The sequence below is a fragment of the Marinobacter pelagius genome (assembly GCF_900114925.1).
Taxonomy (GTDB): Bacteria; Pseudomonadota; Gammaproteobacteria; order Pseudomonadales; family Oleiphilaceae; genus Marinobacter; species Marinobacter pelagius.
Genome location: NZ_FOUR01000010.1, coordinates 100,495 through 119,092, shown reverse-complemented (window position 1 = coordinate 119,092; position 18,598 = coordinate 100,495). Strand labels below are relative to the sequence as shown.

20 protein-coding genes are annotated in these 18,598 nt (G+C 60.1%); 11 read left to right on the top strand and 9 right to left on the bottom strand.

Annotation, left to right across the window (positions count from 1 at the left end; genetic code table 11):
• Positions 1–246 (bottom strand): IS110 family transposase (locus BM254_RS16960; protein ID WP_139227099.1); only part of this gene is annotated, 246 nt, incomplete at its 3' end.
• A gap of 245 nt (positions 247–491) precedes the next feature.
• Here BM254_RS16960 and BM254_RS16955 point away from each other — a divergent pair.
• Positions 492–1,202 carry a Crp/Fnr family transcriptional regulator gene (locus BM254_RS16955; protein ID WP_092006632.1) on the top strand — a complete coding sequence of 237 codons (711 nt, stop codon included), beginning with the start codon at positions 492–494 and terminating at the stop codon, positions 1,200–1,202.
• Between the two features lie 74 nt (positions 1,203–1,276).
• Here the strand turns inward: BM254_RS16955 and wrbA are convergent, their stop codons facing one another.
• A complete protein-coding gene (wrbA, locus tag BM254_RS16950) occupies positions 1,277–1,876 on the bottom strand; it encodes an NAD(P)H:quinone oxidoreductase (protein WP_092006629.1) in 600 nt (199 codons plus the stop codon).
• Positions 1,877–2,062: 186 nt separating this feature from the next.
• On the opposite strand from wrbA, the gene trhA reads away from it, so the two are divergent.
• Entirely contained in the window at positions 2,063–2,728 is a 666-nt protein-coding gene (gene trhA / locus BM254_RS16945) for a PAQR family membrane homeostasis protein TrhA (RefSeq protein ID WP_092006626.1), read from the top strand.
• Here trhA and BM254_RS16940 read toward each other — a convergent pair whose 3' ends face one another.
• On the bottom strand, positions 2,729–3,292 hold the full coding sequence (locus BM254_RS16940; protein ID WP_092006624.1) for a Yip1 family protein: 564 nt from the start codon (positions 3,290–3,292) through the stop codon (positions 2,729–2,731). It lies immediately after the preceding gene.
• A 74-nt stretch (positions 3,293–3,366) separates the two neighbouring features.
• Between BM254_RS16940 and BM254_RS16935 the strand changes: the two genes are divergently transcribed.
• Positions 3,367–4,518, top strand: coding sequence for an NnrS family protein (locus tag BM254_RS16935; protein WP_092006621.1), 1,152 nt, complete (start codon positions 3,367–3,369; stop codon positions 4,516–4,518).
• A gap of 255 nt (positions 4,519–4,773) precedes the next feature.
• The gene (locus BM254_RS16930) at positions 4,774–6,366 is read left to right on the top strand and encodes an MFS transporter (RefSeq protein ID WP_092006618.1); all 1,593 of its coding nucleotides are present in this window, start codon (positions 4,774–4,776) and stop codon (positions 6,364–6,366) included.
• Between the two features lie 74 nt (positions 6,367–6,440).
• Here BM254_RS16930 and BM254_RS16925 read toward each other — a convergent pair whose 3' ends face one another.
• From BM254_RS16925 to BM254_RS16915, 3 genes are all read right to left on the bottom strand, one after another.
• The gene (locus BM254_RS16925) at positions 6,441–7,049 is read right to left on the bottom strand and encodes an ankyrin repeat domain-containing protein (protein WP_092006615.1); all 609 of its coding nucleotides are present in this window, start codon (positions 7,047–7,049) and stop codon (positions 6,441–6,443) included.
• 114 nt (positions 7,050–7,163) lie between these two features.
• Positions 7,164–8,666: an MFS transporter gene (locus tag BM254_RS16920; protein ID WP_092006612.1), complete on the bottom strand. Its 1,503-nt coding sequence runs from the start codon at positions 8,664–8,666 to the stop codon at positions 7,164–7,166.
• 45 nt (positions 8,667–8,711) lie between these two features.
• Positions 8,712–9,173, bottom strand: a complete 462-nt coding sequence (locus BM254_RS16915) for a universal stress protein (RefSeq protein WP_092006609.1) — start codon at positions 9,171–9,173, stop codon at positions 8,712–8,714.
• A gap of 278 nt (positions 9,174–9,451) precedes the next feature.
• Between BM254_RS16915 and BM254_RS16910 the strand changes: the two genes are divergently transcribed.
• The 3 genes from BM254_RS16910 to BM254_RS16900 all read left to right on the top strand — a co-directional run bounded on the left by BM254_RS16910 (position 9,452) and on the right by BM254_RS16900 (position 12,278).
• A complete protein-coding gene (locus tag BM254_RS16910; RefSeq protein ID WP_092006603.1) occupies positions 9,452–10,810 on the top strand; it encodes an MFS transporter in 1,359 nt (452 codons plus the stop codon).
• 101 nt (positions 10,811–10,911) lie between these two features.
• Positions 10,912–11,367, top strand: coding sequence for an EVE domain-containing protein (locus BM254_RS16905; RefSeq protein ID WP_092006599.1), 456 nt, complete (start codon positions 10,912–10,914; stop codon positions 11,365–11,367).
• An 89-nt stretch (positions 11,368–11,456) separates the two neighbouring features.
• The gene (locus BM254_RS16900; protein WP_092006596.1) at positions 11,457–12,278 is read left to right on the top strand and encodes an ion transporter; all 822 of its coding nucleotides are present in this window, start codon (positions 11,457–11,459) and stop codon (positions 12,276–12,278) included.
• Here the strand turns inward: BM254_RS16900 and BM254_RS16895 are convergent, their stop codons facing one another.
• The gene (locus tag BM254_RS16895) at positions 12,279–12,656 is read right to left on the bottom strand and encodes a SirB2 family protein (RefSeq protein ID WP_092006593.1); all 378 of its coding nucleotides are present in this window, start codon (positions 12,654–12,656) and stop codon (positions 12,279–12,281) included.
• A 126-nt stretch (positions 12,657–12,782) separates the two neighbouring features.
• Here BM254_RS16895 and BM254_RS16890 point away from each other — a divergent pair, with 126 nt between their 5' ends.
• The gene (locus tag BM254_RS16890; RefSeq protein ID WP_092006590.1) at positions 12,783–13,967 is read left to right on the top strand and encodes an NnrS family protein; all 1,185 of its coding nucleotides are present in this window, start codon (positions 12,783–12,785) and stop codon (positions 13,965–13,967) included.
• Between the two features lie 32 nt (positions 13,968–13,999).
• Here the strand turns inward: BM254_RS16890 and BM254_RS16885 are convergent, their stop codons facing one another.
• On the bottom strand, positions 14,000–14,521 hold the full coding sequence (locus BM254_RS16885) for an SRPBCC family protein (protein ID WP_092006587.1): 522 nt from the start codon (positions 14,519–14,521) through the stop codon (positions 14,000–14,002).
• 228 nt (positions 14,522–14,749) lie between these two features.
• Between BM254_RS16885 and fabA the strand changes: the two genes are divergently transcribed.
• Both fabA and fabB read left to right on the top strand, forming a co-directional pair.
• Complete coding sequence (gene fabA / locus BM254_RS16880; RefSeq protein ID WP_092006584.1) at positions 14,750–15,259, top strand: bifunctional 3-hydroxydecanoyl-ACP dehydratase/trans-2-decenoyl-ACP isomerase; 510 nt, start codon at positions 14,750–14,752, stop codon at positions 15,257–15,259.
• 11 nt (positions 15,260–15,270) lie between these two features.
• Positions 15,271–16,482 carry a beta-ketoacyl-ACP synthase I gene (gene fabB, locus BM254_RS16875; RefSeq protein WP_092006581.1) on the top strand — a complete coding sequence of 404 codons (1,212 nt, stop codon included), beginning with the start codon at positions 15,271–15,273 and terminating at the stop codon, positions 16,480–16,482.
• On the opposite strand, the gene BM254_RS16870 is transcribed toward fabB, so the two are convergent.
• Positions 16,469–16,825: a helix-turn-helix transcriptional regulator gene (locus BM254_RS16870; protein ID WP_092006579.1), complete on the bottom strand. Its 357-nt coding sequence runs from the start codon at positions 16,823–16,825 to the stop codon at positions 16,469–16,471. The two genes, fabB and BM254_RS16870, sit on opposite strands and share 14 nt — an antisense overlap.
• A gap of 195 nt (positions 16,826–17,020) precedes the next feature.
• Between BM254_RS16870 and trhP the strand changes: the two genes are divergently transcribed.
• The gene (gene trhP / locus BM254_RS16865; RefSeq protein ID WP_092006576.1) at positions 17,021–18,340 is read left to right on the top strand and encodes a prephenate-dependent tRNA uridine(34) hydroxylase TrhP; all 1,320 of its coding nucleotides are present in this window, start codon (positions 17,021–17,023) and stop codon (positions 18,338–18,340) included.
• Positions 18,341–18,598 lie beyond the last annotated feature (258 nt).

Here is an 18,598-nt window from a genome sequence, read left to right as displayed (position 1 = left end):
CACCGCATGCGTGTTGACCAGCATGACGTGGTGACCGGCCGCTTGTAGGCCGTCCACCAGCCAGTACCAGTTGAAGGTCGACTCCACCGCAACCCCGTAGAGATCGTTCTGGAAAGGCTGCAGCGCCCGCTCGATGGTGGGCAGGTCGTTAGGTAGACGTTCCTGATAAAGCACGCTGTCATTCTCATCAAGAACGACAGCGACACTATTGTTTGAATGCAGGTCGATGGCGCAGAATAGAGTCATGTCAGCCTCCTGTAGCGGCAGTGTGTTTGCCAACTACCAGCCTACTCCGGATGACGGACTATGGGAGGCTGGCTACATGATTTTCAGATGAAAGCGTTCATCTGACCCCGTCTTGGCGGGCCCCTCCGCAGCCCAAAGCTACCGACCTAAATCGACTCAGTGAAAAAGCCTTAATGATTTAAGTCATTTCAAAAGATGCTTTTCTGATACCATAATTTACCCATAGTCCAATCGGGGTCAGAACCATGAACAGCATCTTCAGGCCAGACGTTTCCTCCGCCCCCTGCATGCTGGGCGAAAACAACTCTGACATCATTCAGCAGGACAGCGCTCCCGCCGAAGTCGCTCTGCTTAACGGCCTCAGCCGGGTGTTCGGTATTCGTCTGGGCAACGACCAGCATAGCCCGGAAGCCCGATTCCTCGGCGACCTGACCCGCCTGTTCCATCAGCGCCGGATCGATGGCGAGACGAACCTGGAAAAACACGATTCCCCCTGGGGAAACGTCTATCTCATCCAGTACGGCATCCTGAGGCTGTTCCGGGAAGCGCCCAATGGCAAAATCTCCGTACACCACTTCTTCTCCGAGGGCGACCTGGTGTGGCCGGTCTTCGGCCGCAGCCGGACGGTGCGCAATACCCTGTGCCTGACCTCCAGCACACCGGCGACTCTCTGGGTCGCGGACTTTGCCGCCTTCCGATCTGCCATCCAGTCCCACGGCGATGGCCTCTGGCCCCGCTTTGCCCTGGCATTGACCGAGGAGCTGGCGGAGCTGACCAGTATGAGGGAGTTCCGGAAACACACCATGCCGGCGAGCGAACGCTACAAGCTGTTGTTGGAAGAGTACCCGGAGCTGGTTCGACGGGTGCCGGACAACCAGCTGGCCTCCTGGCTGGGGGTGGTGCCGGCAACCTTCTCGCGGCTGAAAACCGGTGCCGCTGACCGGGCCGCTCGCTGATCCGGGCACAAAAAAAGGGCAGCCAGGAATCCTGACTGCCCAAAACCGCTCAACGCTTTGCAGAGCAATATCGATTAACCGTGAAGCTTCACCGCCAGTTCAGCCACGTGCTTGCCCTGGAACCGGGCAATGGCGATTTCCTTTTCACTCGGCTGACGTGAACCGTCTCCGCCGGCGATGGTGGTCGCGCCATAAGGGGTGCCACCATTGGTCTCCGAAATGTCGAAAAACTCCGGAATGCCATAGCCCAGCGGCACGATGACCATGCCGTGGTGGGCCAGGGTGGTCCAGAAGGAGGTAATGGTCTGTTCCTGGCCGCCGCCGGTGCCGGTGGAGGCAAATACACTTGCCACCTTGCCGTGCAGTTTGCCTTCGGCCCAGAGACCGCCGGTCTGGTCCAGGAAATTGCGCATCTGGCCGGACATGTTGCCGAAGCGGGTCGGCGTGCCGAAGATGATGGCATCGTAGTTGGCCAGTTCCTGCGGGTCGGCAACCGCGGCTTCCTGGTCCGCCTTTCCACCAGCATTCAGGAAGGCCTGCTCCGGCATGGTTTCCGGCACCCGCTTGATCACCACGTCCGCGCCTTCAACACTGCGCGCACCTTCGGCCACGGTTTCTGCCATGGTTTCAATGTGACCGTACATGGAATGGTAAAGGACAAGAACTTTCGCCATCGGTAACCTCCGGTTGTTTAAGTATGTACGGAAGGTTACTGCCAGCTGGATGACCATGAAACCGGAAGTTTTCCGATGCCTTGTTCAGATTTTCTGAACATGGTCACGGAATGTTCATCCGCCACCATTGCGTACAACTGTACGCTGAAGTACCTTAGACCTATGGCTAATCCGGAATCTCCAGCAATGACCCACACACAACAGACTGTTGACTCCATTCACCATCGAATCGAGGAGTGGCTGAACAGTGCCACCCATGGCATCGGTGCTTTGCTCAGCGTTATCGGTACGGTGGCCCTGATTGCCGGCGCGAGTCAGTCCGGCGACGCCTGGAAGATCGTCAGCTTCAGTATTTTCGGGGCTTCCCTGATCCTTCTGTACCTGGCCTCTGCGCTTTATCACGGCGCCCGACGGCCGGAGCTGAAGCGGGCCTTCAAGACTCTGGATCACTGTGCCATCTTCCTGCTGATCGCCGGTACCTACACACCGTTCCTTCTGGTAAACATGCGGGGCACCGTGGGCTGGACCCTGTTTGCGGTGATCTGGTCGCTGGCAGTGACCGGGGTAATTCTCAAAGTCATCTTCAAGAACCGATTCAAGCTGGCACGGGTAGGAATCTACATTGCCATGGGCTGGCTAATCACCTTTGCCTCATCGGACCTGGTGGCGAGCCTGAGTGAAACAGCGCTGAACCTGACCATCGCCGGCGGCGTGGTCTACACCGCCGGCGTGGCCTTCTACCTGGCAGACCGCATCCCTTACATGCATGCGATCTGGCACCTGTTTGTCATCGGCGGCAGCGCCTGCCACTTCAGCGCCATCTACTACGGCGTTCTGCCGCACGCTGCCTGATCAGAACGCCCAGACCATGGCCATCAGCACACCCCAGGCCAGCAGGGACGCGGCCATAATGGTGTAGGTAGCCGACATCATCTCGACATCGTTGTCCTTGCGATCACAGATTGAACGCAAGCCCTGATACACCAGCGCGCAGGACAGGAACAATCCGGCAAACACCGCTACCACGCTTACCGCCAGCGCCGGCACCAGCAACGCCAATGACGACAGCCACAGGGGCAGCGGCGCGATGGCGGCCAGGAGATAGGCATCCCGGTAACTGACTTCCAGCTTGTGGCTCTCAAGCACAGCGTGGATCAGCCACCCCATGACGAAGAACGTGAGCAGCTCCGCCAGGAACAGGATTGTGGTGATGAAACGCCATTCCTTACCACCGAAGCCCTGAATAAAGCTGTCCCCGTACTGGGTACCGGCGTAATAGAGCAGGACCGGCGGCAGGAACGACATGGGTACCACCACGACCCAGGCCAGAAACGGAATGGAGAGGTTCAGGCGCCGCAGTTCCGACCAGGCGCCATTGCCGGAGAATGGCAGACGAGCGAGTTGTGTAATATTCATGATGCACCTTTACAGATCGGCCTCCGATACTTTTAACTGTTAGCCCTGCACCACCTACCGGTCAAGGACAGCAGATGACCTCGGACAAGTCCGCCCGCCCCGCTAAAAATATTCATGCGTTCTGGCTGTTCTTTCCGGCTGCAGCCATTCTGGCGGCCCTGGCCGTGCCACTGTCCATCCACGGGGTATTGTCCGGCACTGGCTGGCCACCGGGACTTTTGGGAGCCGGTCACGCCCACGAACTGATCTTCGGTTTTGCCCTGGCGTTGATTGCCGGCTATACGCTTGGCCCCCAGCCCCGCCGGATACTGACCACCCTGTTCATCCTGTGGCTGCTGGCACGAATCACCTGGCTGCTGGCGCCGGACAGCTGGCCCGCCCAACTGCTGAGTCCCGCCTTTGCCCTGCTCCTGGCCCGTTACGTGGTGCCCCGGTTCAACGCCGCCAAGAAATGGCGCAACAAAATAGCCGGCCCCCTGATCCTGGTGCTGTGCCTGATGGTGCCGGGTTTCTGGGTCGTGGAACTGGTCGGCCCGGACGGGCTGATGCCGGACCGGACCCGACTCCTGCAATCTGCCGTCCTCGGCCTGCTGCTGTTAATGACCTTTATGGGTGGCCGGATCATCGCGCCGGCGGTCGCCGGCACTCTGGAGAAGAAAGACATTCCCCTTGAGGCCAGGGTCCAGCCGAGGATTGAGGGCGCGCTGCTTGTTCTGCTGATCCTGGCCATGGGTTTGGCGATGAGCGCAGCCACTGAGAGATTGGCCGGTGCCATGCTCCTGCCCGCCGCTGTGCTGGTTGCTGTCAGGATCCTGCGCTGGCGTCTTTGGCACTGCCCGGAGCGCCCGGATCTTCTCGTGTTTGCGGCCGGCTATCTCTGGCTTGCCGCCGGCGCCGCGATCACCGGCACCCATCTGCTCGCCGGCATCCCCGCCACTCCCGCCCTGCACCTGATAACGGTGGGAGCCCTGGGCACGCTTTCGGTCAGCGTGATGCTGCGGCTGGCGTGGCAGCGGGCCTCGCGCTGCCCGCCCCCGGGATGGCAGCCCATCAGCCTGTCGGCCTTGATCGGACTGTCCGCGATTTTCCGGTATCTCGCCGGCCCCACCCCCTTCGCCAGCCCAGGCTGGCTCTGGCTGTCTGCCGGGCTCTGGAGCGCGGCCTATCTGGGGGTCGCCCTGCAGCTTCTGATGCTCTATCGGCCCGCTCACAACCGTCGGAAATGATTGGCTACCCCTTCTGCGCCAAGGCCATAAAAGGCTACCACTTTAGAAATATAACTCTTACAACTAATTGTTTTTAAAAGCCTTTAACAAGCCCTCAAGGCAACAGAACCAGGGTGGGTTTTGGCACCACAATTCGATCAATAGATTCCTTGATCAATATCAAGAATGGTTCCGCCACTTGATTTGCACAATGACACCAAACCCAAAGAGCCACGGGATTCCGTGGTGGCAGGGCAGTAAATCAAGGAGCAGAAAATGGCTAAAACCAACGCAGACATCGAACACTGGGATGTCGAAAGTGAAGAGTTCTGGGAGCGGGAGGGCAAGCGCGTTGCCTCTCGCAACCTGTGGATATCTATCCCCAGCCTGCTGATGGGCTTCGCCATCTGGCTGATGTGGGGCATGATCACCACCCAGATGAAGAACCTGGGCTTCCCGTTCACGGTGGACCAGCTGTTTACCCTGAGTGCGATTGCAGGTCTCTCCGGCGCCACCCTGCGGATTCCGGCATCCTTCATGATCAAGATTGCCGGCGGGCGCAACACGGTCTTCCTGACCACGGCACTGCTCATGATCCCGGCCCTGGGCACCGGTATCGCCCTGATGAACCCGGAAACCCCGTTCATCGTGTTCCAGGCCCTGGCCCTGCTCTCCGGTATTGGCGGCGGTAACTTCGCCTGCTCCATGAGCAACATCAGCGCCTTCTACCCCAAGAGCAAACAGGGCTATGGCCTGGGGATGAACGCCGGGCTCGGTAACTTCGGCGTTACCACCATGCAGATCCTGATCCCGCTGGTAATGACGGTGGGCATTTTCGGTGCTGTTGCGGGCGGCCCCATGGAACTTCAAAGTCCCAGTGGCACCCTGATCGGCCGCATTGATGCCGGCACCGAGACCTGGATCCAGAATGCCGGCTTCATCTGGCTGGTGTTCCTGATTCCGCTCGCCTTCGCCGGCTGGTTCGGCATGAACAACCTGAAAGTTGTTACTCCGAACCCGGGCAACCCGATGTCCGCCTTCGGGAAGATCCTGGGACTTTATGGTGTGGGCCTAGTGACCTCCGTCATCGGCGTCTGGGCTCTGGGCATCCTGAATATGTGGATTGCCCTGCCGCTGACCATCATCCTGACCGTGGTCCTGCTGCGTCTGATTCCGGGTGATATCCAGCCCAACATCAAGAAGCAGTTTGCCATCTTCAGTAACAAGCACACCTGGTCCATGACCGTGCTTTACATCCTCACCTTCGGCTCCTTCATCGGCTTCTCCGCAGCCCTGCCACTGTCCATCAGCGTTATCTTCGGCAACATGATGGAAGTAGGTGCCGACGGCACCATGACCCGCGTGGTCAACCCGGATGCCCCAAGCGCTCTGACCTGGGCCTGGATGGGACCGTTCGTGGGTGCCCTGATACGTCCGGTGGGCGGCTGGATTTCCGACAAGATGGGCGGCTCCATCGTGACCCAGATTATCTCTGTGATCATGGTGGTCGCTTCCGTGGCAACCGGTTACGTGATGATGCTGGCCTACAACTCCACCGATCCGAACAGCTACTTCGCCCTGTTCCTGATCCTGTTCATTATCATGTTTGCCGCCAGCGGCATCGGTAACGGCTCCACCTTCCGCAGCATCGGTTTCATCTTCGACCAGCAGCAGAAGGGACCGGTCCTGGGTTGGACCTCCGCCGTCGCCGCCTACGGCGCTTTCATTGCCCCCCGGGTCATGGGCCAGGAAATCCAGGCCGGTACACCGGAGGTAGCCATGTACGGCTTCGCGGTGTTCTACTCCGTGTGCCTGGTGGTTAACTGGTGGTTCTACCTGCGCAAGAACGCGTACATCAAGAACCCATAACTTCATCTAGCCATCAAAACCAGCGGCTCCCAAGGGAGCCGCTTTTCGTTGGAGTATCCTGCAAAGAAATTGAATCAGGGGCTGCACCCAAGCACTTCCCGAATCCTCGCCACGGGCTGACTGGTATCCGCTTCCATGGCCCTGGCAAGATCTTCAACGGTTTGCCCCTTACCATTGCTAAGGGTGGTATCGGCGCCCGCCTCGACCAACAACCGAACCATCTCCGGATTACGATTTCTGACTGCCCACATCAAGGCTGACTGGCCACTCTCCGTTTCCTGCACATCCAGGTCTGCACCCCGTTCGACCAGCACACGGGCTGTCTCCAGCCGGTTATTGACGACCGCCCCCATCAGGGCTGAATAACCCGATTTCTCGAGGTGGTTTATGTCAGCCCCCTCGTCCAGCAGGAGCTCCATGATCTCGCGATGGCCGCCCGCCGCTGCACGCATCATGGCTGTCCAGTTGCAGTCATCTCCGGCATCGATCCTGACCCCCTTCTCCAGCAGTAACCGGACCCGTTTCAGATCACCTTCCTCCGCAGCAACAATGATCGGCGTGCGCCCGCGCAGATCACGAGCCTCATAATCCTCGCCATCAAAAAACAGCAACCAGAGCGCCGCCAGCACCAGCACTGCCGCCAATCCTCCCAGGACTCCGGACCAACGTTCCACCACGCTCACACTGCACCTCCTGAACCGATGACCAGCAAATCATGCGCCATGCCAGAAAAAGAATACAAAAAAACCCGCCGGCATAATGCACGGCGGGTTGTATGCGGGAACGAGTATCCGGAATCAGCCAGTCGCTCTTGCCGCCCGGAGACGCTCCTCTTCCTCAATCTCGCGGTCCACGGAAGAGACGTGGTATTCGTCGGAGAAACCGCTTTCCGGCTCCTTCAGCCACATCACGCACAGCACCCAGCTGATGAAGGCGCCGGCGGCGATGATGTAGAAGAACTGGGTCGGGGTGACGAAGGTGAAGATGGTGAGATAGACCACCGCGCCAACGTTACCGTAGGCCCCCGCCATCCCGGAGATCTGGCCGGTGAGCCGGCGCTTGATGGAGGGAATGATGCCAAAGGTGGCTCCCTCGGCACCCTGCACGAAAAAGGAAGTGAACACGGTAATACCGACGGCAATAATCAGCGGCCAGCTGGAGTTCATCAGGCCCATCATGGCGAAGCCGACTGCGATACCGAACATGTAGCTGAGCATTACGAAGCGACGATTACCCATGCGGTCGGAGACCAGGCCACCCATGGGACGGGCCACCAGGTTCACGAAGGCAAAGGAGGCGGCAATCAGGCCGGCTGCGGTGGCGCTCAGGCTCCAGGTTTCCTCGAAGAACATGGGCAGCATGGAGACCACCGCCAGCTCTGCGCCGAAGTTGGCGAAGTAGGTGCTGTTCAGGGCCGCGACACTGTTGAACGGGTACTTGTCATCCTCTGGCACACCCTTTTTCAGGATGGGCACGTTGACCCGCAGGATCTGGATGATCTGGTAGCAGACGATGGCAAAGATCACCGCGTAGCAGATGGCCGCACCGGTGGTGCTGAGGTAACCCATGTTCTGGATGCGCCAGACCAGGATAGCCAGCACGCCCACCAGGGGAATGGTCCAGAGAATCAGCTTGACCATGTCACCCCAGGTGCTCACCTCCAGGGCCACCGCCTTGCGGGGCTTGCGGTGCACGGTGCCGACCGGGCCGTCGGTGATGGCGAACCAGTAGTAAACGCCATAGGCCGCCATGACAATGGCACTCTGGGCAATGGCCCAGCGCCAGCCGTCTTCACCGCCATACATGTGCAGGGCGATGGTAGGCAGGGAGATGGCGGCGGCGGCAGAACCGAAGTTGCCCCAGCCGGCGTAGAAGCCTTCGGCGAAGCCGATGTCCTTGGGCTTGAACCACATGGCGGTCATGTGGATACCCACCACGAAGCTGGCGCCGATGGAGCTGAGCACCAAGCGGCTGACCAGCAGCTGGGTCATGGTGTCACCGAAAGCGAAGAACAGTGCCGGGATGGACATCAGCACCATCAGTACCGAGAACACCCGGCGGGGACCGAACCGGTCCAGGGCCATGCCCACCACGATCCGGGCCGGAATGGTCAGCGCCACGTTGCAGATGGCAAACAGGCGAAGGTCATCGGTGGTCAGCCAGTCCACACTCTTGAGCATGCTGGACGCCAACGGCGCCATGTTGAACCACACGTAAAAGGTAATAAAGAATGCAATCCAGGTCAGGTGCAGCGCCTTGATCTCGGCGTTCCTGAAGCGGAAGACGTCTGCGACTTTCATTTCAGCCTCCTCGGGCTATCAAACGGAATCTCGTTACTGGCCGGTTCAACGGCTGGGCAGAATCAGCAGCGGACACTGGATCCGGCGGGCGAGGAACGAGCTCACGCTGCCGAAAGTCATGTAATCCAGTTCGTCCACGAAATAGGTAAGCGAGCGGGCAATGAAACCGCCGTCCGGCTCATGGCTGTGGCGGGCGATAACCAGCATGTCCGGGTGGATCTTTTTCTCGGCGGCGTACAGCAGCATCTTGCGGGGGTCACCCTCGAGCAGCATGGTCTCGGCGGCCACGTCCTCGTTCTGGCACACCTCCATGGCCTCATTCAGGTAATCCTTCAGTTCGGTGACTTCCTGCTGGAACAGGTCTTCATTACCCGAGGTGATATCCCGAGGGTTTTCCGCCACAGCCACCAGGGTCAGCTGGGGTTTGAGGTCGCGAAACATGGTGATGGTCTGCGCCAGCGCGAGCCGCGCATTACGCGAACCATCGTAGGCAATCATGATCTTCATGGGCTTCTCCGAAGGCAGGTATCCGCGCCCCCGAAAGGGGCATCAATTGACATCTGTCAGCCATTAGCCCACTTTCCATTCCCGCCATAATTGACGTAAGTCAACGCTTCTGGCGCGTACCCCACGAGAGAAATCAAGTACCTATCCCCTTGCCGGCCAAACCTGTCGCTTTCCTACCACCACTGCATCCATGTGGAGGTACCTCCAATGCCCCGCATGAAAAAACCCTGTATTTGTTATGGTTAAAGCATCATCAAATGCTGGAATGGAGGGCAGCAATGACCACTACTCCGACACGACCACAGCAGTACCGTGCACTGGGTCTCTCGACCTTCTCGTTCACCCTGTGTTTTGCGGTGTGGACCATCTTTTCCATCATCGGGATCCGGATTGCCGAGGACCTGGGGCTATCGGATACCCAGCTCGGGCTGCTGATGGCCACCCCGATCCTCACCGGCTCCATCAGCCGGTTATTCTTGGGTATCTGGACCGACCGCTACGGCGGGCGCTGGGTATTCGGCATCCTGATGCTCACCACGGCCGCCTGCGTGTACCTGCTGACCTTCGCCACCACCTACCCGATGCTGCTGGTTGGCGCCCTTGGTGTCGGCCTGGCTGGCGGCTCCTTCATCGTCGGGGTGGCCTACACCGCTGCCTGGTTCGAGAAGGAACGCCAGGGCACCGCGCTGGGCATCTTCGGTGCGGGTAATGTCGGTTCTGCGGTGACCAACTTCGGCGCGCCCTTCCTGCTGGTGGCTTTCGGGTGGGAGCAGACCGCCCAGATCTATGCCACGGTGCTGGCCATCATGGGCGTGGTGTTCATTATCCTCGCCAAGGAAGATCCGCTCGCCGCCGAGCGCGGCGGCGAGAAAGCCAAATCCTTCATGGAGCAGATGGAGCCGCTCAGGGAACTGCGGGTGTGGCGCTTCGCCCTCTACTACTTTTTCGTGTTCGGCGCCTTCGTGGCCCTGGCCCTCTGGCTGCCGCACTACCTGATCGGCGTTTACGGGCTGGATATCAAAACCGCCGGCATGATCGCGGCGCTGTATACCATCCCCGCTTCCCTGTTCCGCATCCTCGGCGGCTGGATGTCTGACCGCTTCGGCGCCCGGCGCGTGATGTACTGGACCTTCATCGCCTCGGTCGTCTGCACTTTCCTGCTCAGCTACCCGCCCACGGATTACGTGGTCCATGGTATCGAGGGTGATATCCGGTTCACCCTGGACATGAGCCTGCCAATGTTCATCGTGCTGATCTTCACCCTCGGCTTCTTCATGTCCCTGGGCAAGGCCGCGGTGTACAAGCACATCCCGGTGTATTACCCCATGCACGTCGGCGCGGTTGGCGGAGTTGTCGGCATGATCGGGGGCCTGGGCGGCTTCATACTGCCGCTGACTTTCGGGGCCCTGAACGACATCACCGGAATCTGGCAGAGCTGTTTCATGCTGATGTTCGTGATCGTGGCCGCCGCACTGGCCTGGATGCACTACGCCATCCGCACCGCGGAACGGGAAGAGTGGGCTGCCCATGAGGAACGGACCGACCTGCCGGAACTGGCAACGCCGCATCTGTTCTACCCGCTGAACCGCCCGCACCACCAGCCTCCGGTCGGCAAGACTCCACCGAAACGGGACTGACACGGGTTCTCTCCGGCAAGCTTCGCTTGCAACGGTACGCCCCCGGCCTCCGGGGGCTTTTTTTGCTGGTATACTGGGGCAGCTAACCAAGTGAGGACATCATGGCGAAGTGGCTGGTAAAAACGGAACCTTCCGAGTGCGGTATCGAGGATTTTGCCCGGGCACCTCGGCAATCCATCCCCTGGGACGGCGTCCGGAATTACCAGGCGAGGAACTTCCTGCGGGAAATGAAAGAAGGGGATGAGGTCTTCATCTACCACTCCAGCTGCAAACACATCGGTGTTGCGGGGATAGTGGAGGTGGTCAAAAGCGCCTATCCGGACCCCACCCAGTTTGACGAACGCTCTCCCTATCACGATCCGAAGAGCGCTCCGGACAGCCCTCGCTGGGACGCCGTGGATCTGAAATATGTCCGCACACTGCCCCGCCTGATTCCGCTGGACGAACTCAAGCCCCTTCCGGGCCTCGAGAATCTGCCCCTGGTGCGCAAAGGCAATCGGCTATCGGTGATGCCGGTAAGCGAATCGGAATGGCAGATCATCCTCGGCCAGGCCTGAACCAAACGTGACATCAGGGTAAATACCCTACCCCCAACCCCCGCCAGCCATTAGAATTGGCGCCGGTTTTCTATACGCGGAGCTCCAGCATGTCCCCGGAATTGAGTCCTGTTGCCGGTTTCAACACCCTGCGCCGGATCGAATCCAGCAGAATCTTTCAGGGCGCGGTCATTGCCATCATCATCCTGTCGGCCCTGACCATCGGCGCCAAGACCTATGACCTGCCACCGCTGGTGGAGCAGAGTCTGACCGTGATGGACAACGCCATCACCGTATTCTTCCTGATCGAGATCCTGTTCCGGTTTGCCGCCTGCCCGACCAAACGCCGATTCCTGTTTGATGGCTGGAACCTGTTCGACACCATCGTGGTGATCGGCAGCCTGATCCCCCTGGACAATTCCGAGGCCGTGTTACTGGGCCGACTGCTGCGGGTGTTCCGGGTCCTGCGCCTGGTATCCGTGGTGCCGGAGCTCCGGTTCCTGATCAACTCCCTGCTCAAGGCGATCCCACGCATGGGCTACATCGCCCTGCTGATGTTCATCATCTTCTACATTTACGCGGCTATGGGCGCCCTGTTCTTCGCGGATGTGGACAAGGAGCTGTGGGGGGACGTCGCGATTGCCATGCTCACCCTGTTCCGGGTCGCGACGTTCGAGGACTGGACTGATGTGATGTACGCCACCATGGAGCAGTACCCGCTCAGCTGGCTGTACTACCTCACCTTCATCTTCCTGACGGCGTTCGTGTTCCTGAACATGATGATCGGCGCCATCCTGGAAGTCATGAGCGAGGAGCAGAATGCCAAGCAGGCCCAGAAGGCCCACGACGAACGGGATGAGATCGCCCGCCAGCTCCAGTCAGTGCAGGCGCAGTTGCAGGAGCTGACCCGGACGATCTCGGAGCGGCGCTGATCAGCTGAATACCGGCTTGGTCATGGCCAGATGGAAAATGGCGCCAATCTGTACAAACGCCAGAATGGCCGCCACTACCCGGGTCGGGGTGCCCAGGGTGGTTTTCAGGGCAAAGATGCCGGCCACGATGTAGCCGATCAGCAGGAAGATCTTGGCCGTCAGCCAGCCATGGACGAAGGGCATCCAGGGTGTCACGAACAGCAGGCTGATGGCCGCCACCAGCAGTACGGTGTCGTTGGCGTGGGGAATCCAGCGCAGCGGCGTACGCCGCCATTCCGGTCGGCCAACGGCATCCATCAGCAACCTCAGGGCAAACAGCACCACCGTGATATACGCTGTAGTCATGTGCAGGTGTTTCAAGATCAGGTAAGCACTCATAAGACTTCCATTCTGAATCAATGTGATAGAGGCATTGTACGCAAAGATACCCGGTTGGGGGTATGGTCATTTCCGGCACAAGGCAATAACATATAATATAAATATATGTATTAATGGAGGCCCGCCATGCAGGCAATCCCGACCTCGGCGACCACGAATGCAGCCAGCATCCGCCAGCTGTTCAGCTATCCGTTCCGCATCTTCTTCCTGTCCATGGCCCTGCTGGCCCTGCTGGTGGTTCCGGTGTGGGTCATGCAGTTGACCGGTGTGCTGAACCTGCCCCTGGCCATGCCCGGCCTGTTCTGGCACCAGCACGAAATGTTGTTCGGGTTCCTGAGTGCGGCCATTGCCGGCTTTTTGCTGACCGCGGTCTGCGTCTGGACCGGCACCAACCGGACCCATGGCGCCAGACTGGCGGCCCTCTGGGGCGTCTGGCTCGCCGGTCGCTTGCTGCTCGCCTTCGGTGGTGGTCTGCCGGACTGGCTGGTGCATACGGTCAACCTGGCGTTCCTGCCTTTGGTCATGATTGATGCGGGCTGGCGCGTCTGGCATGCCCGGCAGAAGCGGCAACTGATGATCCTGGTGGTTCTGGGCCTGCTCTGGCTGATGCAGATCGGGTTTGTACTGCGCCTGGACATGACGTACAGCTACGGTGCCCTGATCATGGCCATGGCGCTGATCAGTATCATCGGCGGGCGCATCACCCCGGCCTTTTCCGGTGGCTGGTTGCGCCAGCGCGGCCTCGATGCCTCCGGAATCCGCATGATACCCGCGCTGGACATGGCCACCCTGTTCTCCATGATCCTGCTGATGGCGACCCTGGTCACCGGCTGGCACACCCTGAGTGGATTGCTCGCCATCGTTGCCGCAACCCTGATGCTGGTACGACTGGCCGGCTGGAAGGGCTGGCTGGTCCGCAAGGAACCGCTGCTGTGGATCCTGCACCTGTCCATTCTCTGGGTTCCGGTGGCGCTGGCGTTGCTGGCCGGCACCCTGCTGGCCGGATGGCCGTCCAATGCCTGGAGCCACGCCGCCGGCACCGGGGCTGTCAGCTGTCTGATCCTCGGCGTGATCGCCCGGGTTTCCCTGGGCCATACCGGTCGCCCGCTGGTACTGCCCCGGGGCATGGTGCTGGCCTTCGTTGCCATTCATCTGGCGGCGCTGATCCGGGTACTCACGGCCCTGGACATCATTCCCTGGCACCCGGGCATCGGCAGCAGCACCGTGTTGTGGTTCGTGGCATTCGGGCTGTTTTTGATCCGCTACACCGGGGTACTGGCTTCACCACGGCCGGACGGAAAGGAAGGGTAAATCAGGAAGGGAGTAATAAAGCTGGCTGCCACTCAGGCAGCCAGCTTTTCTTTTGCCAACTCGGAAAAGACCGCGCGGGCTTGCCGGAACCGGTCGGCGGGAAAGTGGATGCTGATACCCTCAAGGGCGGCCATCAGCATTTCCAGGTGCGCATCCCAGCCGGCGCAGGCGATGGGCACCAGATCGTCATTGGGCAGGGACAGTGTCAGCCGGAGCCGGGTTGCCTCACCGGACTCGAGCGGATCAAGTTTCCAGGTCAGTGGCCGCTCCGGGTCGTCACCCGCACTCCAGGAATAGGCCAGCAGACGTGGTGGCTCACAGGCCCGGATGTGACAGTCGATGGGTGTTCCGCTATTGCCGAACTCCAGCTGTACCCTGCCACCGGCCCGCTGCTCGATAACGCCCGGCGCCAGCCAGCGAGCCAGGTGCACGGAATCGGTCAACATCTCCCACACCCGTACCGGCGAATGCTCAATCTGCCGTTCCAGTTGAATCTCGACCCGGTCACCCTGCAGCGCCAGATCGCCCTCGATTGCCAGTTCTTCGCCATTCATAGATACCTCCGGGGAATCCCGTTTAATGACGATTCCAGATTCAGGTTCGGATCAGGCTAGCAAAGCGCCGGCATAGGATCTTTGATGACTGTCAATTGACCCTTGCCCGGGCTTTGGCACCCCGAATTCACACAATCAACCGACAATCATCCACTAAAGGTCAATAGCACCGGCCGGAATAGGCGCTAAAGTATGAGTAAATCATTTTGTAACTGAGACACTGGCACTATGAACCCGGATCATTTTGACAAAGAAGACCTGATCAAGTGTGGCCATGGCGACCTGTTCCCCGGCAACATGCGCCTGCCCATTGACCAGATGCTGATGTTCGACCGCATCACTCACATCGCCGACGACGATGGCCTGTATGGCAAGGGCAGTGTCGTTGCCGAACTGGACATCAACCCGGACCTCTGGTTCTTCAAGGTTCACTTTGTTGATGATCCCGTCATGCCCGGCTGCCTGGGCCTCGATGCCATGTGGCAACTGGTCGGGTTCTTCCTGGCCTGGGGTGGCGGCGAAGGCAAAGGGCGCGCGCTCGGCTCCGGTGAAGTGAAATTTACCGGCCAGGTGCTGCCCACCGCCAAAAAGGTAACCTACCGTCTGGATCTCAAGCGTGTGATCCGGCGCAAGCTGACCATGGCGATTGCCGATGGCCGGATGGAAGTGGATGGCCGGGAAATCTACACCGCCAAGGACCTCCGGGTTGGCATGTTCACCTCGACCGATGATTTTTAGGAGTTAACAGGATGCGTCGCGTTGTAATCACCGGCATGGGGATTGTCTCCAGCCTGGGAACCAACCAGAAAGAAGTAGCCCAGTCCCTCCGCGACTCAAAGCCGGGGATTGGCTTCAGCCAGGAAGCGAAGGACAACGGCCTGCGCAGTCACGTGTGTGGCCAGATTGACCTGAACCTGCCCGAGCTGATCGATCGCAAGCTCTGGCGCTTCATGTGCCCGGCTTCCGGATACACCTACTTGGCCATGCGCGAAGCCATCGAGCAGGCCGGCCTCACCGACGAGCACATCAAGGCGGATACCACCGGTCTGATCTTCGGTCAGGGCGGCGCGTCCACCGTGGAACTGCTGGACTCCATCGACACCCATCGCGAAAAAGGCATCCGCCGGGTCGGTCCTTACCGGGTGCCCCGCACCATGGGCAGTGCCATCAATGCGTCCCTGGCCACCGGCTTCGGCATCCGCGGCATCAACTACGGCATCACCTCCGCCTGTGCCACCAGCGCCCACGCCATCGGCCACGCCGCCGACCTGATCGCCCTGGGCCGTCAGGATGTCATGTTTGCCGGCGGCGGCGAGGACATCCACTGGACCCTGAGCCTGCTGTTTGACGCCATGGGCGCCCTGTCCACCAAGTACAACGACACCCCGGAACTGGCCTCCCGCACCTACGATGCCGACCGCGACGGTTTCGTTATCTCCGGCGGTGGCGGTGTGCTGGCCCTGGAAGCCCTGGAACATGCCGAGGCCCGTGGCGCCAACATCCTGGCCGAACTGGTCGGCTTCGGTGCCACCTCCGACGGTGCAGACATGGTCGCCCCCAGCGGCGAAGGCGCGGTACGCTGCATGAAGCAGGCCATGAAGAATCTGGATGGCGAAATCAGCTACGTGAACACCCACGGCACCAGCACGCCGGCCGGTGACATCACCGAACTGAAAGCCCTGAAGGAAACCTTCGGCGACAAGATCCCGCCGCTGAGCTCAACCAAGCCGCTGTGCGGCCACGCCCTGGGCGCGGCCGGGGTGCACGAAGCCATCTACAGCCTGATCATGCTGCGGGAAGGTTTCATTGCACCGTCCGCCAACATCCAGAACCTGGATGAGGGTGCCGAGGGCTACCCGATTGTCCGTGAGCGCATGGACAATCAGAAGCTGGACCTGGTGATGAGCAACAGCTTCGGCTTCGGTGGCACCAATGCCACCCTGATCTTCAAGAAAGTCTGAGGGAACGGTATTCAGCCGGGGAAGTGCCCATCCAGCGCTTGAACGCCCGGCTGAATGCACTCAACTCCGAGAACCCAAGCTGCTCGGCGATTTCCACCAGCGGCTTGGTTTTATCCTGCATGTAGGTAAGCGCCTGCTTACGGCGGACCTCTTCCAGCAAGCTGGCAAAGGTCAATCCTTCGCGCTTCAGCTTCTTGTGCAGGGTGTAACGGCTCATGTGCAACTGGGAAGCCACAACCTCCACCCCGACCTTGCCACGGGCAAGCTGCACGGTGATCAGCGAACTCACACGGGCACTCAGCGACGCCCGCGCAACCTCCGGCCTCAGAGGCTCTGATGCCATGAACAATTCCTCCTGTGTTCTATCTGGCCTTATCTGCCAAGCGGCTTAGCGTACACATGTTAGCCGAAAACAATCAATAAGACCTTTGAGCGAGATCAAAGCCCGCCCTCACGTTTTCCGGCAAACTGCGCGCCCTTGTATGTCACCATGGCGGGACTGTACCCGCCCCGCACCGAGAATACCCGGAGTTTTGCCATGATCACCCCGGAACTGCTTGCCCCGGCGGGCACCCCCGAACACCTTGAAACCGCCTTTGCCTACGGCGCCGACGCGGTCTACGCGGGCCAGCCACGCTACTCCCTGAGAGTAAGAAACAACAGTTTCAAAGACGTTGCAGCCCTGGGCGCCGGCATCAACCGTGCCCACGAACTGGGAAAACAGTTCTACCTGGTCTCCAACATCGCACCCCACAACAACAAGGTGCGCAGTTACCTCAAAGACCTGGAACCGGTGATCGAACTGGGCCCGGACGCCCTGATCATGTCCGACCCCGGCCTGATCATGCTGGTCCGGGAAAAATGGCCGGACCAGCCGATCCACCTCTCGGTACAGGCCAACGCGGTGAACTGGGCCACCGTCGAATTCTGGCGCCGCCAGGGCATCAGCCGGGTCATCCTGTCCCGGGAACTGGCCCTGAACGAAATCCGCGAAATCCGCGAACGGGTTCCCGACATGGAACTGGAAGTCTTCGTCCACGGCGCCCTATGCATGGCCTACTCCGGCCGCTGCCTGCTCTCCGGCTACATGAACCACCGCGACGCCAACCAGGGCGCCTGCACCAACGCCTGCCGCTGGAACTACAAAGAAGTCCAGCACAGCCACGACCAGACCGGCGACCTGATCGCCACCTCGGCCGCCAGCGACGTGCAGGAAGTGGAACCCCGTGAAATTCTCCTGGAAGAGCCCAACCGGCCCGGCGGCTTCATCCCCGCCTACGAGGATGAACACGGCACCTACATCATGAATTCCAAGGACCTGCGCGCCGTCCAGCATGTGGCGGAACTGGTCAAAATGGGCGTCCACTCCCTGAAAATCGAAGGTCGCACCAAAAGCACCTACTACGTCGCCCGCACCACCCAGGTCTACCGCCGCGCCATCGACGACGCCGTCGCCGGCAAAGGCTTCGACATGGGCCTGATGAACGAACTCGAAGCCCTCTCCAACCGCGGCTACACCGAAGGCTTCCTCCGCCGCCACGTGCCACAGGAATACCAGACCTACGAACAGGGCTCCTCCTTCCTGGGCACCCAGCAGGTCATAGGCACTGTTGCTGATGCGGATGACCGATGGCTGACCATCGACGTCAAAAACAAGTTCGCCCCCGGCGACCAGTTGGAACTGATCACCCCGGCGGGTAACCTGCGGTTCAGTGCAGACAGCATGGAAAACCGGAATGGCGAGGCCATGGACTATGCGCCGGGCAGCGGGCATGTGGTGAGAATTCCGAAGCCGGGAAATCTACCGGAGTCACTGGACTTCACCTACCTGACTCGAATCCTGCCCGCCGGCGAATAGCAATTAGTCGAAGCCTCCGGTCGGGCTTCCCTCCCAAAACCGTGCATTGCCATGGATGGCAATGCCGAGCCCCCAGGGACGGGTTCACGGCGTGTTTTGGGAGGGAAGCCCGACCGGAGGCCACCCCCAATCAATGCAGCCCTACGGGTAAAACCTATCCCCCCGATTGCCGCTACCTTAGTGCCCCAAAGGCCGATTAAGGTATAATCCCTACACGCTCGATTTAATACCTGACTATTTTACTCTGGTATTGTATAA

Coding starts and splice junctions, on each gene's coding strand:
- BM254_RS16955 (WP_092006632.1), top strand. CDS start 492: ATGAACAGCATCTTCAGGCCAGACGTTTCCTCCGCCCCCTGCATGCTG.
- wrbA (WP_092006629.1), bottom strand. CDS start 1,876: ATGGCGAAAGTTCTTGTCCTTTACCATTCCATGTACGGTCACATTGAA.
- trhA (WP_092006626.1), top strand. CDS start 2,063: ATGACCCACACACAACAGACTGTTGACTCCATTCACCATCGAATCGAG.
- BM254_RS16940 (WP_092006624.1), bottom strand. CDS start 3,292: ATGAATATTACACAACTCGCTCGTCTGCCATTCTCCGGCAATGGCGCC.
- BM254_RS16935 (WP_092006621.1), top strand. CDS start 3,367: ATGACCTCGGACAAGTCCGCCCGCCCCGCTAAAAATATTCATGCGTTC.
- BM254_RS16930 (WP_092006618.1), top strand. CDS start 4,774: ATGGCTAAAACCAACGCAGACATCGAACACTGGGATGTCGAAAGTGAA.
- BM254_RS16920 (WP_092006612.1), bottom strand. CDS start 8,666: ATGAAAGTCGCAGACGTCTTCCGCTTCAGGAACGCCGAGATCAAGGCG.
- BM254_RS16915 (WP_092006609.1), bottom strand. CDS start 9,173: ATGAAGATCATGATTGCCTACGATGGTTCGCGTAATGCGCGGCTCGCG.
- BM254_RS16910 (WP_092006603.1), top strand. CDS start 9,452: ATGACCACTACTCCGACACGACCACAGCAGTACCGTGCACTGGGTCTC.
- BM254_RS16905 (WP_092006599.1), top strand. CDS start 10,912: ATGGCGAAGTGGCTGGTAAAAACGGAACCTTCCGAGTGCGGTATCGAG.
- BM254_RS16900 (WP_092006596.1), top strand. CDS start 11,457: ATGTCCCCGGAATTGAGTCCTGTTGCCGGTTTCAACACCCTGCGCCGG.
- BM254_RS16895 (WP_092006593.1), bottom strand. CDS start 12,656: ATGAGTGCTTACCTGATCTTGAAACACCTGCACATGACTACAGCGTAT.
- BM254_RS16890 (WP_092006590.1), top strand. CDS start 12,783: ATGCAGGCAATCCCGACCTCGGCGACCACGAATGCAGCCAGCATCCGC.
- BM254_RS16885 (WP_092006587.1), bottom strand. CDS start 14,521: ATGAATGGCGAAGAACTGGCAATCGAGGGCGATCTGGCGCTGCAGGGT.
- fabA (WP_092006584.1), top strand. CDS start 14,750: ATGAACCCGGATCATTTTGACAAAGAAGACCTGATCAAGTGTGGCCAT.
- fabB (WP_092006581.1), top strand. CDS start 15,271: ATGCGTCGCGTTGTAATCACCGGCATGGGGATTGTCTCCAGCCTGGGA.
- BM254_RS16870 (WP_092006579.1), bottom strand. CDS start 16,825: ATGGCATCAGAGCCTCTGAGGCCGGAGGTTGCGCGGGCGTCGCTGAGT.
- trhP (WP_092006576.1), top strand. CDS start 17,021: ATGATCACCCCGGAACTGCTTGCCCCGGCGGGCACCCCCGAACACCTT.